This is a genomic window from Streptomyces sp. LX-29, assembly GCF_029541745.1.
In the GTDB taxonomy this organism is placed as follows: Bacteria; Actinomycetota; Actinomycetes; order Streptomycetales; family Streptomycetaceae; genus Streptomyces.
In genome coordinates this window covers 719,213-734,598 of record NZ_CP089746.1, presented here as the reverse complement: position 1 = coordinate 734,598, position 15,386 = coordinate 719,213, and the positions used below count along the sequence as shown (strand labels likewise).

The window sequence follows — 15,386 nt, the reverse complement described above, 5'->3', positions numbered from 1 at the left end:
TCGCCTTGAGCGGCGCACCATGGAGGGGGAAATCTCCACGTGAGACGTACTGCGATGTTCGGCACGGCCGGCACCGTCGTGACCGGCGTGCTGATAGCGGGGGCGCTGGCCGCTCCCTCGGCGAACGCGAGCGCCGGCACGGCCCAGTCCGTGCCGGGCGGTGCCGCCGAGGCCAAGGGCGTGAAGATCGCCGCTGAGCGGGCCGCCAAGGCGGGCGTCAAGTGGCAGGACTGCCCGGCCGACTGGGCCCTGGAGAAGCCGATCCAGTGTGGCTGGGTGACCGTCCCGCTGGACTACGCCAAGCCCGACGGCCGCAAGATCAAGATCGCGGTCGACCGCGCCCGTGCCACCGGTACGAAGGCGCAGCGCCAGGGCTCGCTCATCTACAACCCGGGCGGCCCCGGCGGCTCCGGCATGCGGTTCCCGAAGCGGGTCACGACCAAGAACCCGCTGTGGACCAAGACCGCCGAGGCCTACGACTTCGTCGGCTTCGACCCGCGCGGTGTCGGCCACTCCACGCCGATCTCCTGCGTCGACCCGCAGGACTTCGTCAAGGCGCCCAAGCTCGACCCGGTGCCGGACAGCGAGGCCGACAAGAGCGTCCAGCGCAAGCTGGCCCGCCAGTACGCGGACGGCTGCAAGAAGCGCAGCGGCTGGATGCTGCCGCACATGACCACGCCGAACACCGCCCGCGACATCGACGTCATCCGCGCCGCGCTCGGTGACAAGAAGCTCAACTACCTCGGCGTCTCCTACGGCACCTACATCGGCGGCGTCTACGCGACGCTGTTCCCGACCCATGTGCGCCGGCTGATCGTCGACAGCGTGGTCAACCCCTCCAAGGAGAAGATCTGGTACCAGGCCAACCTGGACCAGGACGTCGCCTTCGAGATGCGCTGGAACGACTGGAAGAAGTGGCTCGCCAAGAACGACGCCGCCTACCACATCGGCAACACCCCGGCCAAGGTCCAGAAGCAGTGGGAGAAGCTGCGCGCGACCGCCAAGAAGAAGCCCATCGGCGGCGTGGTCGGCCCGGCCGAGCTGCTCGGCTTCTTCCAGAGCGCGCCCTACTACGACTCGGCCTGGACCACCGTCGCCGAGGCGTGGAGCGCCTACCTCGCCGGTGACGAGAAGCCGCTGATCGAGGCCGCCGCCCCCGACATGACCGACCTCGCGGGCAACATCGCCTCGGAGAACAGCAACGCGGTGTACACCGCGGTCGAGTGCGCCGACGCCAAGTGGCCCACCAGCTGGAAGAAGTGGGACCGGGACAACACCGAGCTCCACAAGAAGTACCCGTTCCTGACCTGGTCGAACGCCTGGATGAACCTGCCGTGCGCCACCTGGGGTGCCAAGCAGCACACCCCGCTGGAGGTCAAGGCCGGCAAGAACATCAAGCCGATCCTGATCGTCCAGGCCACGCGTGACGCCGCCACCCCGTACGAGGGCGCCGTCGAGCTGCACAAGCGGATCAAGGGCTCGCGCTTGATCACCGAGAAGAACGCCGGCTCGCACGGTGTGACCGGTCTGGTCAACCCCTGCATCAACGACCGTGTCGACGCCTACCTGCTCAAGGGCAAGGTGGACTCCAAGGACGTGACGTGCGCCCCGCACGCCACCCCGAAGCCCGCCACCAAGTGACGCGGTGAGCTGACGCCCACACAGACGGCGGCGCCCCGTTCCCCACACGGAGGGGAACGGGGCGCCGCCCCTTGTCATCCGGACATCGGCCCCGGCGTCACCGGTGCCCCGTCGGCACCCGACGCACCGTCAGGAGAACGCCTTGGCGAACGCCGCCCGGGTCGGGGAGTCCGCCCGGCGGTCCAACACCCCGAACACCACCCGCTCGAAGTGGCCGGCGAACCGGCCGGAGCCGGTCAGATGGGCCCGGAACGCGGCGGCCACCTGTGCCGGGTCGTTCCCGAAGACCCCGCAGCCCCAGGCGCCCAGCACCAGCCGCGGATATCCGTGCGCGGCCGCCACCTCCAGCACCCGCTCGGCGCGCGCCGCCAGCGCGGCCGGAACCCGCCGTACCGCCGCCGGGTCACGCCGTGCGATCACCCCCGCGTTCGGCGCCGGGGAGGTCAGGAAGCCCACCGCGTACGGCTCGTCCAGCAGCGCGCCCCGGTCGTCGCGGAAGACCGGGACGGCGGGGGAGTGGATGACCCGGTCGCTGTAGAAGGGGCTGGGGTCCGCGCGGTGCGCGGCGTAGAACTCCGGCGCCCGCCGCACACACGTGTACAGCGCCGAGGCCCGGCACAGCGCCTCCTCCTGAGCCTGCGCCCCGTTGAGGAAGCCACCGCCCGGGTTGCGCGCGGAGGCGAAGTTGAGCACCGCCACCGGGCTCGCCGCGTCCTCCGTCACCAGCCGGCGCGCCGCCTCCAGGCTGCTCTCCGCCGTCACCTCGAACCCGGTGGTCCACTCCGCGCGCGGCGCGCACTCCACCGGTCCCGGCCCGTACAACCGCGTCCCGTCGGCTGCGTGGGCGATCTGTTCCGCGAGCCGCACCTCGCGTCCGCCCCGTGCCCGATAGCCACCCGCCGCGACGATGCGCTCGGTCTCCTGGGCGATGCCGCGCAGTCGCGCGCTCATGTCTCAACCTCCGTCATATCGGTTGAGAGGCTACGGACAGGATGATCACGACGCGAGGGATTTACCGGGCCGCGGCGCCCCCTACGCGGCCTCGGAACCGGCGTGCTCCTCCGCGCCCGCGGAGCCGGCCCCGTGGTCCCGCTGCCGCACGCGCGGGAAGTGCCGGGTGGCGGCGGCCTGTTCGGCCTTGACCTCGGAGGCGTAGCGGTCGACGTACTCCTGTTCGGAGAGTCGCAGGATCTCGTACATGATCTCGTCGGTGATGGCGCGCAGCACCGCGCGCTCCCGCTCCATCCCCGCGTACCGCGAGAAGTCCAGCGGCTCCCCGAAGCGGATCGTCACCCGGCGCACCCGCGGCACCAGGCGCCCGGGCGGCTGGATCTCGAAGGTGCCCACCATGGCGCAGGGCACCACCGGCGCCCCCGCCGCGAGCGCCATCGCGGCCACCCCGGTGCGCCCCTTGTACAGCCGTCCGTCGTGCGAGCGGGTGCCCTCCGGATAGATGCCCAGCAGTCTGCCCTTGGCCAGCACCGCCAGACCGGAGCGCAGCGCCGCCTGGGAGGCGGTGCCGCCGCTGCGGTCGACCGGGATCTGTCCCGCGCCGCGGAAGAAGGCGGCGGTCAGCCGGCCCTTGAGACCGCTCCCGGTGAAGTACTCGGACTTCGCCAGGAAGGTGATCCGCCGTGGCGCGATCGCCGGCATCAGAAAGTGATCGGAGAACGAGAGGTGGTTGCCGGCGATGATCGCCGGTCCCTCCGCCGGGAGGTGTTCCAGACCCTCGATCCGAGGTCGGAACACGAGCCTCAGCAGCGGACCCAGGAACACGTACTTCAGCAGAAGGTAGAACACGAGTTCGCTCCCCACTAGGTACCGAATCGGCTCAGAAGCTGCGTCGCGCCAGGTCGAAGGGCCTGTCGGAGAGCGTCAGTGTAGGCGCCGGAGTCGCCGGCTGTAACCACCGCCGATCAGGCCCGTGTCGGCCGCCGCCGACCCCGCCCGCCCCGCCCGGATCAGGGCTCGATCAGCCCGGCCCGGATGGCGTAACGGGTGAGCTCCAGACGGTCCTTGAGACCCAGCTTCTGGAGCAGGTTGGCGCGATGGCGCTCGACCGTCTTGGCGCTGATGAACAGGAGCTCGGCGATCTCCTTCGAGGTGTGGCCCTCGGCGACCAGCTTGAGGATCTCCTCCTCGCGGTCGGTGATGGTCCGCGCGGGGAGCGGATCGCCCTGGCGGAGGCGGTCGAGGTAGTCGCGCACCAGGGCGGTGACGGCCCCCGGATAGACGAACGGCTCATCGCGCATGGCGGCCCGGCACGCCTCCACCAGGTCCCGGTCGGCGACCGACTTCAGCACGTATCCGCTGGCCCCGGCCCTGAGCGCCTCGAAGAAGTACTGCTCGTTGTCGTACATCGTCAGGATCAGGATGCGCAGCTCCGGGCGACGGCGGGAGAGTTCGCGCGCGGCCTGGAGGCCGGTCATCCGAGGCATGGCGATATCGAGGATGGCCAGGTCGACGCCCTCCGTGCGGGCCAGCTCCACGGCCCGCGCGCCGTCGTCGGCCTCCGCGACGACGGTGAGGTCGGGCTCGTCGTCCAGGATGAGCCGGACGCCACGACGCACCAGGGCGTGGTCGTCGGCGAGCAGGATACGGACGGGTGCCGGCGCGGCCGGCGCCTGTGCCGTCCGCCCCCGCACGGCCGGCCCCCGAACGGTGGGTGCCTGCGGTGTTCCGTCCGATGGGGTGGTCACGGGGCCTCTCCCGGGGCGAAGGACGCCCGACGGCCGTCCCCGGGGCGGGGGTTCGGGTCCGCCGCCGCGGCTGGCACCAGGAGCCGCACCTCGGCGCCGCCGTCCGGAGCGTCGCCCACGGTCAGGGTCGCCCCGATGAGCAGGGCGCGCTCGCGCATGCCGCGGATGCCGGCGCCCTCGGGGGCCGGACCCAGGCCCTTGCCGTCGTCCAGGACCAGGAGTTCCACCCCGCCCCGAGGCGCGGTCCGCAGCCGCAGCGTCACCCGGTCGGCACCCGCGTGCCGCGCGGCGTTGGTGAGACCCTCCTGGGCGACGCGGTACAGCACCAGCTCGGTCTCCGCGGCCAGCGGTGGCACATCGGGGTCGAGCCGGTGCCGCACGGTCAGGCCGGGCGTGCCGAACTCCGCGGCGAGCGCCCGCAGTGCGCTGAGCAGGCCCAGCTCCTCGAGCACGCCGGGGCGCAACCGCCGCGCGATGCGGCGCAGCTCGTCGAGGCTGGCGCGGGTCGTCTCCTGCGCCTGGCGCAGGTCCTCCCGAAGCGGGTCGGGCGCCTGGGCGGCGGCGTGCTTGAGCTGGAGCAGCACCGCGGTGAGGGTCTGGCCGACCTCGTCGTGCAACTCGCGGGCGATGCGCCGTCGCTCGGCCTCCTGGGCGGACAGCACACGGGCGCTGCTGGTGGCGCGCTCGCTCTCCAGCCGGTCCAGCATGGCGTTGAACGTCGCGGTCAGCGCGGCCATCTCACCGGGACCGGTGACGGCGGGCCGGGCACCGGGGCGCAGCAGGTCGACGGCGGCCATGGCGCGGGTCAGCCGGTGCAGCGGCGCGAGGCCGAGCCGCAGGATCACCGCGTTGGCGACGAGCATCGCGGCCAGCCCGGCTACGATCACCAGGGCCTCGCCCGCCAGCACCGGGGTCGAGACCGTCACCGGCCCGAGCAGCAGCATCGCGGCCGCCACCAGCACCGCCGCGTTGAGCAGGAAGATCCGCCAGAACAGCGACATGGTCCCGCCTCCTTCGGTGGGCCGTCCCCACGTTCGCCGTTCCGTCGCGCACGGGCCCCGGGCCACCGTCCCGGACCCGCCGCAGGCCCCGCGGAAACCGTCGTGATCACGCCTATGACCTGCGGAGAGACCTGTCTCCCCGGACCAGCTTGACCCGTCCGCGAGGCCCTGTCCATCCGTGCTGGCACCCATGTCGCGCCCGGCTCCCAGATGGCACCATGGCTGGTTCGCCGCGGGTGATCACACCCCGCGGCGCCGCGTGTCCGCCCTCGCGACGGGGCGGGGCGCGCCTTCGGCGAGAAGGTCGGCGAAGAGATCGACGTAGCGAATGTGAATCGACGCGAAGGAGGACGGGCCGTGCCCGCTCCGCGGATGAGTGCCACACCCCTGCCCGGCATCGGTGTCCAATATGACCTCACCACGCGTGAGCACCGCCATCTGTCGGTGATCGCGCACCGCGACGGCGCCCGCACGGTGAGCGTCTACCGCTCCGACGACCCGGACGCCTGCGCCCAGTCGCTGCGCCTGACGGGTGGGGAGTCGGCCGCCCTGATCGACGCGCTGATGCCGGCCCACCACAGCCCGAACGTGCTGCACACCACCGATCTGGGGCTGGTGGCCGAGCGGATCGAACTCTCGGCGCACTCCCACTGGAACGGTCGGGTGCTGGGGGAGACGCGTCTGCGCACCGAGACCGGCGCCTCGGTGGTGGCGGTGCTGCGCCGGGCCGAGGCCACCCCCTCCCCGGCGCCGGACTTCCGGCTCGCCGGCGGCGACACGCTGATCGTCGTCGGCACCCGGGAGGGCATCGAGGCGGCCGCGACGATCCTCGGACGGGAGTGACGGATGCACTCCGCGATCTTCCTCATCGAGTTCGGCGCGATCATTCTCGGGCTGGGACTGCTGGGTCGGGTGGCCGGCCGCTTCCAGTTCTCCCCCATTCCGCTCTACCTGCTGGCCGGTCTGGCCTTCGGCACGGGCGGCCTGCTGCCCCTGGGCACGAGCGAGGAGTTCGTGGCGATCGGCGCCGAGATCGGCGTGATCCTCCTGCTGCTGATGCTCGGACTGGAGTACACCGCCAGCGATCTGGTCTCCAACCTCAGGACCCAGTACCCGGCCGGGCTGGTCGACTTCACCCTCAACGCGCTGCCGGGCGCGGCGGCCGCGCTGCTGATGGGCTGGGGGCCGGTGGCGGCCGTGGTGCTGGCCGGAGTCACCTGGATCTCCTCCTCGGGCGTCATCGCCAAGGTCCTCGGCGACCTGGGACGCGTCGGCAACCGCGAGACACCGGTGATCCTGAGCGTCCTGGTCCTGGAGGACCTGGCGATGGCGGTCTACCTGCCCATCGTCACCGCCCTGCTCGCGGGGGTCGGCCTCGCCGCCGGCAGCGTCACCCTGGCCATCGCGCTCGGCGTCGCGGGCCTGGTGCTGTTCGTCGCCGTCCGGTACGGGCGACTCATCTCCCGCTTCGTCTCCAGCGACGACCCGGAGAAGCTGCTGCTCGTGGTCCTGGGCCTGACCCTGCTGGTCGCCGGCATCGCCCAGCAGCTCCAGGTCTCCGCGGCGGTCGGCGCGTTCCTCGTCGGCATCGCGCTCTCCGGCGAGGTGGCCGAGGGCGCCCACACGCTGCTCAGCCCCTTGCGGGACCTGTTCGCCGCGGTGTTCTTCGTCTTCTTCGGCCTGCACACGGACCCGGCGAGCATCCCGCCGGTGCTGCTGCCCGCCCTCGCCCTCGCGTTCGTCACCGCGGGCACCAAGATCGTCACGGGCTACTGGGCGGCCCGGCGGGCCGGGGTCGGGGTCAAGGGGCGGTGGCGCGCGGGCGGCACCCTGGTGGCGCGGGGCGAGTTCTCCATCGTCATCGCCGGGCTCGCGGTGAGTTCCGGCATCGAGGACTCCCTCGGCCCGCTGGCCACCGCCTATGTGCTGATCCTGGTCGTCATCGGACCGCTCACCGCCCGCTACACCGAGCCGGCCGCCGCCTGGTTCGCCGCCCGCCGCACGGGGGCGGCCGCGACTCCGGCCCACGGGGCCGCCGCCGACGCGGCCCGTACCGCCCCACCGGTCGGCGAGGCGCCGGCCGGATCCTCCGGCGATGTGGTGCCGGCCGCGGATCCACCGGTCGGCGAGTGCCCGACGGCTGACGCCCCGGCGGGCGACGCCCCGTCGGGCGAGGCGGCCCCCTCCGCGGCGCTGCCCGACTGACCTCACCCCCCGAGCCGAGTTGAGCCGAGCCGAGCCGAGCCGAGACCCGACCGACCCGAGCCGACACCCCGCCCACCCGACTCGGGCGACCGACCGACCCCCGTGGTGACCCCGGCCCGTCACGCCCCCCGCGGGGCGGGCGCGCCACGTATGAAGGGGCGTACGCGGTTCCACCGCGTACGCCCCTTCGTGCGTCGTTCCTCTTCGGGTGCCCCGTGGGCTCAGGCCCGGGTCGCCAGCACGCCCGCCGTCAGCAGGGCCACGACCACCCAGCCGAACCACAGCCAGCCGTTGCTCCCGAGCGTCACGGTGTAGGCCGTCACCGCGACCAGTCCCCCCACCGTGCACACGGCCATCGTTTTCGCGGATCCGGACATCGGCATCCGGCAACCTCCTCGACGAGGCCCGGCGGCTCGCCGCCCGGACCACGGGCAGGAGCACCATGTTCCCCCGCCGTGACCCGTCCCGCTAGCGTCCGGTCACCGGCCGCGGGTCTGGAGCGAGGCGAGGTACGCGTTGTACGCCGCCAGCTCGCGGTCGCCGTCCCGCTCGGCGGTGCGGTCCTTGCGCTTGGCCTGGCGCTGCTCGGACCGGTACCACTGGTAGACCAGCGCGATCAGCACCGCGACGGTGGGGATCTCACTGAAGGCCCAGGCGATGCCGCCGGCGGTGTTCTGGTCGGACAGCGCGTCGATGCCCAGCGAGGACGGCGGGTTCTTGTAGGTGCCGACCATCGGCTCCGAGGCCATCATCAGCGCGATGCCGAAGAAGGCGTGGAAGGGCATTCCGGCGAAGAGCTCCAGCATCCGCATCACATAGCCGGGGCGGTGTGGACCCGGGTCCACGCCCATGATCGGCCAGAAGAAGACCAGGCCGACGGCGAGGAAGTGCACCATCATTCCGATGTGCCCGACCTTGGTCTCCATCAGCGTGTCGAACAGCGGGGTGAAGTAGAGCGCGTACAGGCTCGCGATGAACATCGGGATGGTGAAGGCCGGGTGGGTGATGACCCGCATGTAGCGGCTGTGCAGCACCGAGACCAGCACCTCGCGCGGACCGCGGCGGCCGCGCCCGGCGGCCGGCAGGGCGCGCAGGGTCAGCGTCACCGGCGCACCGAGCAGGATCAGGATGGGCGACAGCATGCTGATCACCATGTGCTGCACCATGTGCACGCTGAACATGACCATGCCGTAGTCGTTGAGCTTGGTGCACATGACCAGCGCGACGCTGAGCACACCCAGGGTGTAGGAGATCGTGCGCCCGATCGGCCACTCGTCGCCGCGGCTCCGCAGCCGGTACACCGCCCAGCCGTAGAGCGCCAGCCCCACCGCACAGCTGATCAGGAAGAAGGTGTCACCGCCGAACTCCAGCCCCCGCGACAGGGTGAACGGCGGCAGGTCCATCTCCATGCCGCCGTGCCCGCCGCCGTGCCCGCCGCCGTGTTCCATCCGAGTCCCTGCTTCCTTCGGCCGCCGCTTCTGCCTGCATGGTCGGGCGCCGCCTGTTCTGCTGATTTGCGGCGATTACGCCCGCACCAGAGTAGAACCGCCCCCGGCCGGGGCTTCGGCCGGGGGCGGTTCAGCGGATTAACGGCGCGTCACGACATATCACACGGGGTGACGGCGGCTCGCGGTGGCGGGGTCAGAGCACGCACTCCGCCTCGGTGTACCGCTCGGCGGGCACCGTCTTGAGCGACTCGACCGCCTCGGCCAGCGGCACCAGCGTGATGTCGGTGCCGCGCAGCGCGGTCATCATCCCGAACTCGCCGCGGTGCGCGGCCTCCACCGCGTGCCAGCCGAACCGGGTGGCCAGCACCCGGTCGTACGCGGTGGGGGTGCCGCCGCGCTGCACATGGCCCAGGATCACCGGCCGTGCCTCCTTGCCCAGGCGGCGCTCCAGCTCCACCGAGAGCTGGCGGGCGATTCCGGCGAACCGCTCATGGCCGTAGACGTCGGTGCCGCCGGTGTCGAACTCCATGCTGCCCTCGCGCGGCTTGGCGCCCTCGGCGGCGACCACGATCGCGAACTTCTTGCCCGCCTCGAAGCGCGCCCCGACCACCCGGGTCAGCTCGTCGATGTCGAACGGCCGCTCCGGCACCACGATCGCGTGCGCGCCGGCCGCCATGCCCGAGTGCAGCGCGATCCAGCCGGTGTGCCGGCCCATGACCTCCACGATCAGCACCCGCTGGTGCGACTCGGCGGTGGTCTTGAGGCGGTCCAGGGCCTCGGTGGCCACGCCGACGGCCGTGTCGAAGCCGAAGGTCACATCGGTGACGGCGATGTCGTTGTCGATGGTCTTGGGCACGCCCACGATGGGCAGCCCCGCGTCCGACAGCAGCCGGGCCGCCTTCAGGGTGCCCTCGCCGCCGATCGGGATGACGGCGTCCAGACCCAGGTCCCGGACGTGACCCCTGGCCCGCTCCACGCCGTCCCGCAGATGCGCGGGCTGTACCCGGGAGGAGCCCAGGATGGTGCCGCCGCGGGCCAGAATGCCGCCGACGGCGTCCAGGTCGAGCTTGCGGTAGTCGCACTCCAGCAGGCCGCGCCAGCCATCGTGGAAGCCGATGACCTCGTCCCCGTGATCGACGACCGCGCGGTGCACGACCGACCTGATGACGGCGTTGAGACCGGGGCAGTCACCGCCGGACGTGAGGACTCCAATACGCATGTGACCGAGATACCTCTGCAAATCGAACCGGACGGACTCCGGTCAACCGGACGGATTCCGGACCCCGTCGTCCGGTCGGATCCCCGTTACCCTAAGGCACACGCATGGCCCCCTTGCGGACCGTGACCAGAATTTGGACGGGGCCCGCACCGAACTCCTTCGGTGCGGGCCCCGTGCCGTCAGGCGGACGCCTGGCTGGCCGCCGCGATGCGCTCCGCGCGGAGCGCGTCGTACCACTGGTCGTTGACCGGCGGCAGCGCGTTGACGTCCAGCGCCAGCTTCAGCAGCAGGTCCGCGATCAGCGGGTTGCGGGCCAGCACCGGGCCGTGCATGTAGGTGCCGAAGACGGTGTCGTTGTACGCGCCTTCGAAGCCGTCGCCGGTGCCGTTGCCGTTGCCGTACCGCACCCGCGCGAACGGGCGGGCGGTCGGGCCGAGGTGGGTGACGCCCTGGTGGTTCTCGAAGCCGGTCAGCGGCGGCAGACCGAGCCGCTCGTCGATGTCGGCCAGCACGTCGCCGACGCAGCGCGCGCCCTCGCCGCGGGTGCTCACCACGTCCAGCAGGCCCAGGCCCGGCTCCCGCTGCCCGAGGTCGTTGATGAACTCGTGGCCCAGGATCTGGTAGCCGGCGCACACCGAGAAGACGATGGCGCCGTTGGCCACCGCGCGGTTCAGCCCGCCGTCGCGGCGCAGCCGCTCGGCGGCCAGCCGCTGCGGCCGGTCCTCGCCCCCGCCGACCAGGTAGATGTCCCCGGACGTGGGGATCGCCTGGTCCGAGCGGACGTCCACGCGGGAGACGTCCAGCCCTCGCTGGCGCGCCCGACGCTCCACGACCAGCACATTGCCCTGGTCTCCGTACGTGCTCAGCAGGTCCGGGTAGACCCACACCAGGCGCAGACTGTTCTGGCTCATGTTCCGATTCCTTCTCCGTACTCGGTTCGGATCCACTCGATACGGGTCTATGTACGGGTCAGTTGCCGACACGACGACGCAGGTCCTGGAAGGCGGTGTAGTTGGCGATGACCTCGATCCGGCCGGGCGGCGCGAGGCCGACGGCCTCGTCCACGCTCTCGCAGACGCGGAAGTCGAGACCCGCGACCTCCAGCCGGACCGCGAGGTCCAGCTTGCGGTCGCCGATGACCATGATCGGGTGCCCGGCGAGCCGGGTGTAGTCCACGTCCCAGAGCCAGGACGTGTCGGTGCCGTCGGCGCCGCGCGCGTTCACCGACAGCAGAACCGGCGTGGGCGGACCGTCGATCAGGGAGAAGGTCTCCAGCCAGCCGGCGGGGTTCTTCGCCAGCAGCAGCCGCAGCTGGCGGCCCTGGAACTCCACCACGTCGTACCGGCCGGCCACCGCCTGCACCTGGTACATCCGCTCCAGCGCCACCTGCGGCGGCACGCCGAAGACCGCGGCGACCGCCGCCGAGCTGGCGGCGTTGGCCTTGTTGGCACGGCCCGGGAGCTGGAGGTGGATCGGCCACGCCGAGCCCTGCGGGTCCAGCACGTAGTCGCCGTTGAGCACCCAGGTCGGCTGGGGGCGGCGGAAACCGCACTCCGCGCAGCCCCAGTCGTTGCCCGGGCGCTGCAGCACACCGCCGCAGGACGGGCAGGACCAGGCGTCGTCCTTCCACTCCTGGCCGGCCGCGACCCACACCACGTTCGCGGACGAGGAGGCGGCCCACACGATCAGCGGGTCGTCCGCGTTCGCCACCACCACGGCCTTGGTGCCGGAGAGGCCCTCCCGCCACTTCTCGGCGAGCATCCGCGTCTCGGCGGCCCGGTCGAGCTGGTCACGGGAGAGGTTGAGCAGTGCGATCGCCTTCGGCTCCACATCGCGCGCCACTCCGGCGAGGTACTTCTCGTCCACCTCGATCACGCCGTACCGGGCGTCGGAACCCCCGGCCAGGGCCGAGGTGATGCCGGCGGGCATGTTGGCGCCCAGCGCGTTGGAGACCACCGGTCCCGCGGCGCGCAGCGCCTCGGCGATCAGCCGGGTGGTCGTGGTCTTTCCGTTGGTCGCGGAGACCAGGACCACGTCCAGGTGTTGAGCCAGCCGCCCCAGTAGATCGGGGTCGAGCCGTAGGGACACCTTGCCCCCGATCACCGATCCGCTGCCGCGGCCCGCGGCGCGCGATACCGCCGCCGCAGCCTTGCCCGCCGTCACGGCCAGCTTGGCCCGCGGCGACAGCGGACCCGAGTTGCCTGCCATCGTCCTAGATCCTCCTTGCGTCCGGCGCCGCGCCCGCCCCCTGGGCCGTCCGGTGTGTGCGCCCCCTCCGTGCCGAATCGCCAGCCGGGAGGCATCGGTCATGGATCAGCCTATCGAGATCCGGCCGCCGACCCGAATCCCGGGACCTGGGACAGCTCCGCGGACCGTAGGCTTACGGGCATGCGAAACGGCACGATTCCCGGCAGCTCCGGGCGCGTACGCCCCATGCGACTGCTCGGAGATCCGGTGCTGCGCACCCCCTGCGCGGAGGTCGAGACCTTCGACGCGGCGCTGGCGGAGCTGGTCGAGGACATGTACGCGACGATGTACGCGGCCAACGGTGTGGGGCTCGCCGCCAACCAGATCGGCGTGGGCCTGCGGGTCTTCGTCTACGACTGCCCCGACGACGAGGACCGGCGGCACCTGGGGCACATCGTCAACCCGCGGCTGGTCGAGGCCGACGGCGTGAGCATCCGCGGCCCGGAGGGCTGTCTCTCCCTGCCCGGGGTCGAGGCGGGCACCCCGCGCCTGGACCGCGCGGTGGTCGAGGGCGCGACCGTCACCGGTCGGCCGGTGCGGGTCGAGGGCACCGGCTTCTTCGCCCGCTGCCTCCAGCACGAGTGCGACCACCTCGACGGCGGCCTGTTCCTCGACCGGCTCACCGGCTTGCGCCTGCGGCGGGCCGAGCGCGCGGTTCGGCGCGCGCCTTGGGCCTCCTCCGACGCGCGGTAGGGCCTGCGCTACGGCCTGCGGCCCGCGGTACGGCCTGCGGCCCGCATCCGCGCGCGGGCCTGCGGGCCGTGGAGGGCTTGGGCGTGTGCCGGCCGTGGTGGAGGCGTGTTCGGCCGGGTCCTCGGTGTCGTGGTTTCCCGCCGTTGCGGCGGGATGGGTTCCGGGTCAGAAGCCCGGGCCGCCGTCGCGGTCGCCGGCCTGTGCCAGGCGGCCCCAGAGCAGGTCCGTGAGGTGGCGCACCAACTGGGCGCGGGGGAAGGGGCGCTCGCGCAGCCACCAGTCACCCGCGGCGTACATCATGCCGACGATCCCGTGGCCCCAGGCCCGGGCCAGCTCGGCCCCGTCCGAGCCGAGGTCGACCCGCTCGATGATCACCTCGGCCAGTTCCTCGCCCATGCGGCGCAGCAGCGGCGTGGAGTGCCGGCCGACGTCGAAGCCCGGGTCGGGCTCGATGTGCTGGTCGCCGTCGGCGGGGTGCATCAGGAAGCGGTAGACCTGGGGGCGCGCCTCGATGGCGGCGAGGTAGGTGTCCAGGGTGGCCTCGACCCGCTCCCGGCGCTCGCTGGGGGCGTCCAGCGCGGTGCGCAGCGCGGAGAGCAGGGCGTCGGTGTGCCGCTCGGCGAGCGCCCGGTACAGGCCGCCCTTGTCGCCGAAGTGCCGGTAGAGGATCGGCTTGGTGATCCCCGCCTCGGCGGCGATGGCGTTCATCGAGGCGTCCGGGCCGTCGCGCAGCACGACGCGGTCGGCCGCCTCCAGCAGCTCCCTGCGCCGTCGCTGGGCCGCCTGCCGCTGGTCGTCCCGATGGCTGATCTCCATGTGTGAGGTGCCTCCCCGCCCTGCTGTTCCGTGAGCCTGCGCAACGTAACACCCGGGCCGCCCGCAGGGTTCCCGTGACGGGGGGAGTTGACATTCGCTACTGGACAGTAACAAACTGCGGGTTACCGCCAGTAACAACAGGGGAGGGGTCATGGCCGAGTTCTCGTTCGAGCTCAACGACGACCAGAAGGCCGTGCGGGACTGGATCCACGGCTTCGCGGCGGACGTGATGCGTCCCGCCGCCGCCGAGTGGGACGAGCGCGAGGAGACGCCCTGGCCGATCATCCAGGAGGCGGCCAAGATCGGGCTCTACTCGCTGGACTTCTTCGCCCAGCAGTTCTTCGACACCACCGGACTCGGCATCCCGATGACCATGGAGGAGCTCTTCTGGGGCGACGCGGGGATCGCGCTGTCCATCGTCGGGACGAACCTGGCCGCCGTCGCCGTCTTCGCCAACGGCACCGAGGAACAGATCGGCACCTGGGTCCCGCCGATGTTCGGCGGCGCCGACGAGGTGAAGGTCGCCGCGTTCTGCTCCTCCGAACCGGACGCCGGATCCGACGTCTCCGCGATGCGCACGCGCGCCGTCTACGACGAGGCCAAGGACGAATGGGTGCTGAACGGCACCAAGACCTGGGCCACCAACGGCGGCATCGCCGACATCCACGTCGTCATCGCCTCCGTCGACCCCGCGCTGGGCGCCCGCGGCCACGCCTCCTTCGTCGTGCCGCCCGGCACCCCCGGCCTCTCCCAGGGGCAGAAGTTCAAGAAGCACGGCATCCGCGCCTCCCACACCGCCGAGGTGGTGCTCGACCAGGTGCGGGTCCCCGGCCACTGCCTGCTCGGCGGCAAGGAGAGGCTCGACGAGCGCCTCGCCAAGGCCCGCGAGCGGGCCCGCAGCGGCGGCGAGCGGATCAGGAACGCGGCCATGGCCACCTTCGAGGCGTCCCGCCCGGCGGTGGGGGCGCAGGCCGTCGGCGTCGCCCGCGCCGCCTACGAGGTGGCGCTGGAATACGCCCAGACCCGCGTCCAGTTCGGCCGCCCCATCATCGACAACCAGGGCGTCGCCTTCCAGCTCGCCGACATGCGCACCCAGATCGACGCGGCCCGGCTGCTGGTCTGGCGCGCCTCCTGGATGGCCGCCACCGGAAAGCCCTTCACCGCCGCCGAGGGCTCGATGTCGAAACTCTTCGCCGGAGAGACCGCGAAGTCGGTCACCGCCCAGGCGGTGCAGATCCTCGGCGGAAACGGCTTCACCCGCGAGTACCCGGTGGAGCGCATGCACCGCGACGCCGCCATCTTCACCATCTTCGAGGGCACCAGCGAGATCCAGCGCCTGGTCATCGCCCGCTCGCTGTCCGGCACCCACATCCGCTGACGGCCGCTGCCCGCGGAACCCCTCGCCGCGCGGGCGCGT

15 protein-coding genes are annotated in these 15,386 nt (G+C 72.2%); 5 read left to right on the top strand and 10 right to left on the bottom strand.

Annotated features, from left to right (window positions below; all coding sequences use genetic code 11):
- The first annotated feature begins 54 nt into the window (after positions 1 to 54).
- Positions 55 to 1,641, top strand: coding sequence for an alpha/beta hydrolase (locus LRS74_RS03265; RefSeq protein WP_277744574.1), 1,587 nt, complete (start codon positions 55 to 57; stop codon positions 1,639 to 1,641).
- 129 nt (positions 1,642 to 1,770) lie between these two features.
- On the opposite strand, the gene LRS74_RS03260 is transcribed toward LRS74_RS03265, so the two are convergent.
- The 4 genes from LRS74_RS03260 to LRS74_RS03245 form a co-directional block, all read right to left on the bottom strand.
- Positions 1,771 to 2,592: a TIGR02452 family protein gene (locus tag LRS74_RS03260; protein ID WP_277739548.1), complete on the bottom strand. Its 822-nt coding sequence runs from the start codon at positions 2,590 to 2,592 to the stop codon at positions 1,771 to 1,773.
- A gap of 81 nt (positions 2,593 to 2,673) precedes the next feature.
- Positions 2,674 to 3,441, bottom strand: a complete 768-nt coding sequence (locus tag LRS74_RS03255; protein ID WP_277739547.1) for a lysophospholipid acyltransferase family protein — start codon at positions 3,439 to 3,441, stop codon at positions 2,674 to 2,676.
- A gap of 161 nt (positions 3,442 to 3,602) precedes the next feature.
- Positions 3,603 to 4,286, bottom strand: coding sequence for a response regulator transcription factor (locus LRS74_RS03250; protein WP_277744573.1), 684 nt, complete (start codon positions 4,284 to 4,286; stop codon positions 3,603 to 3,605).
- A gap of 50 nt (positions 4,287 to 4,336) precedes the next feature.
- Positions 4,337 to 5,341, bottom strand: a complete 1,005-nt coding sequence (locus tag LRS74_RS03245; RefSeq protein WP_277739546.1) for a HAMP domain-containing sensor histidine kinase — start codon at positions 5,339 to 5,341, stop codon at positions 4,337 to 4,339.
- 372 nt (positions 5,342 to 5,713) lie between these two features.
- Between LRS74_RS03245 and LRS74_RS03240 the strand changes: the two genes are divergently transcribed.
- Positions 5,714 to 6,184 (top strand): TrkA C-terminal domain-containing protein, encoded by a 471-nt coding sequence (locus LRS74_RS03240; protein WP_277739545.1) that lies wholly within the window; start codon positions 5,714 to 5,716, stop codon positions 6,182 to 6,184.
- A gap of 3 nt (positions 6,185 to 6,187) precedes the next feature.
- Positions 6,188 to 7,546 carry a cation:proton antiporter gene (locus LRS74_RS03235; RefSeq protein WP_277739544.1) on the top strand — a complete coding sequence of 453 codons (1,359 nt, stop codon included), beginning with the start codon at positions 6,188 to 6,190 and terminating at the stop codon, positions 7,544 to 7,546.
- 221 nt (positions 7,547 to 7,767) lie between these two features.
- Here the strand turns inward: LRS74_RS03235 and LRS74_RS03230 are convergent, their stop codons facing one another.
- The 5 genes from LRS74_RS03230 to LRS74_RS03210 form a co-directional block, all read right to left on the bottom strand.
- Positions 7,768 to 7,929 (bottom strand): hypothetical protein, encoded by a 162-nt coding sequence (locus tag LRS74_RS03230; protein WP_277745046.1) that lies wholly within the window; start codon positions 7,927 to 7,929, stop codon positions 7,768 to 7,770.
- A gap of 96 nt (positions 7,930 to 8,025) precedes the next feature.
- Positions 8,026 to 8,994 carry a cytochrome c oxidase assembly protein gene (locus LRS74_RS03225; protein WP_277739543.1) on the bottom strand — a complete coding sequence of 323 codons (969 nt, stop codon included), beginning with the start codon at positions 8,992 to 8,994 and terminating at the stop codon, positions 8,026 to 8,028.
- Between the two features lie 193 nt (positions 8,995 to 9,187).
- Entirely contained in the window at positions 9,188 to 10,213 is a 1,026-nt protein-coding gene (locus tag LRS74_RS03220; RefSeq protein WP_144387086.1) for a 6-phosphofructokinase, read from the bottom strand.
- A gap of 179 nt (positions 10,214 to 10,392) precedes the next feature.
- Positions 10,393 to 11,124, bottom strand: coding sequence for a glutamine amidotransferase (locus tag LRS74_RS03215; protein ID WP_144387087.1), 732 nt, complete (start codon positions 11,122 to 11,124; stop codon positions 10,393 to 10,395).
- 58 nt (positions 11,125 to 11,182) lie between these two features.
- Positions 11,183 to 12,421: a MurT ligase domain-containing protein gene (locus LRS74_RS03210; RefSeq protein ID WP_277739542.1), complete on the bottom strand. Its 1,239-nt coding sequence runs from the start codon at positions 12,419 to 12,421 to the stop codon at positions 11,183 to 11,185.
- Between the two features lie 180 nt (positions 12,422 to 12,601).
- On the opposite strand from LRS74_RS03210, the gene def reads away from it, so the two are divergent.
- Entirely contained in the window at positions 12,602 to 13,153 is a 552-nt protein-coding gene (gene def, locus LRS74_RS03205; RefSeq protein ID WP_144387089.1) for a peptide deformylase, read from the top strand.
- A gap of 165 nt (positions 13,154 to 13,318) precedes the next feature.
- Here def and LRS74_RS03200 read toward each other — a convergent pair whose 3' ends face one another.
- Complete coding sequence (locus LRS74_RS03200; protein ID WP_277739541.1) at positions 13,319 to 13,969, bottom strand: TetR family transcriptional regulator; 651 nt, start codon at positions 13,967 to 13,969, stop codon at positions 13,319 to 13,321.
- A gap of 151 nt (positions 13,970 to 14,120) precedes the next feature.
- On the opposite strand from LRS74_RS03200, the gene LRS74_RS03195 reads away from it, so the two are divergent.
- Positions 14,121 to 15,347 carry an acyl-CoA dehydrogenase family protein gene (locus LRS74_RS03195; protein WP_277739540.1) on the top strand — a complete coding sequence of 409 codons (1,227 nt, stop codon included), beginning with the start codon at positions 14,121 to 14,123 and terminating at the stop codon, positions 15,345 to 15,347.
- Positions 15,348 to 15,386: the final 39 nt, after the last annotated feature.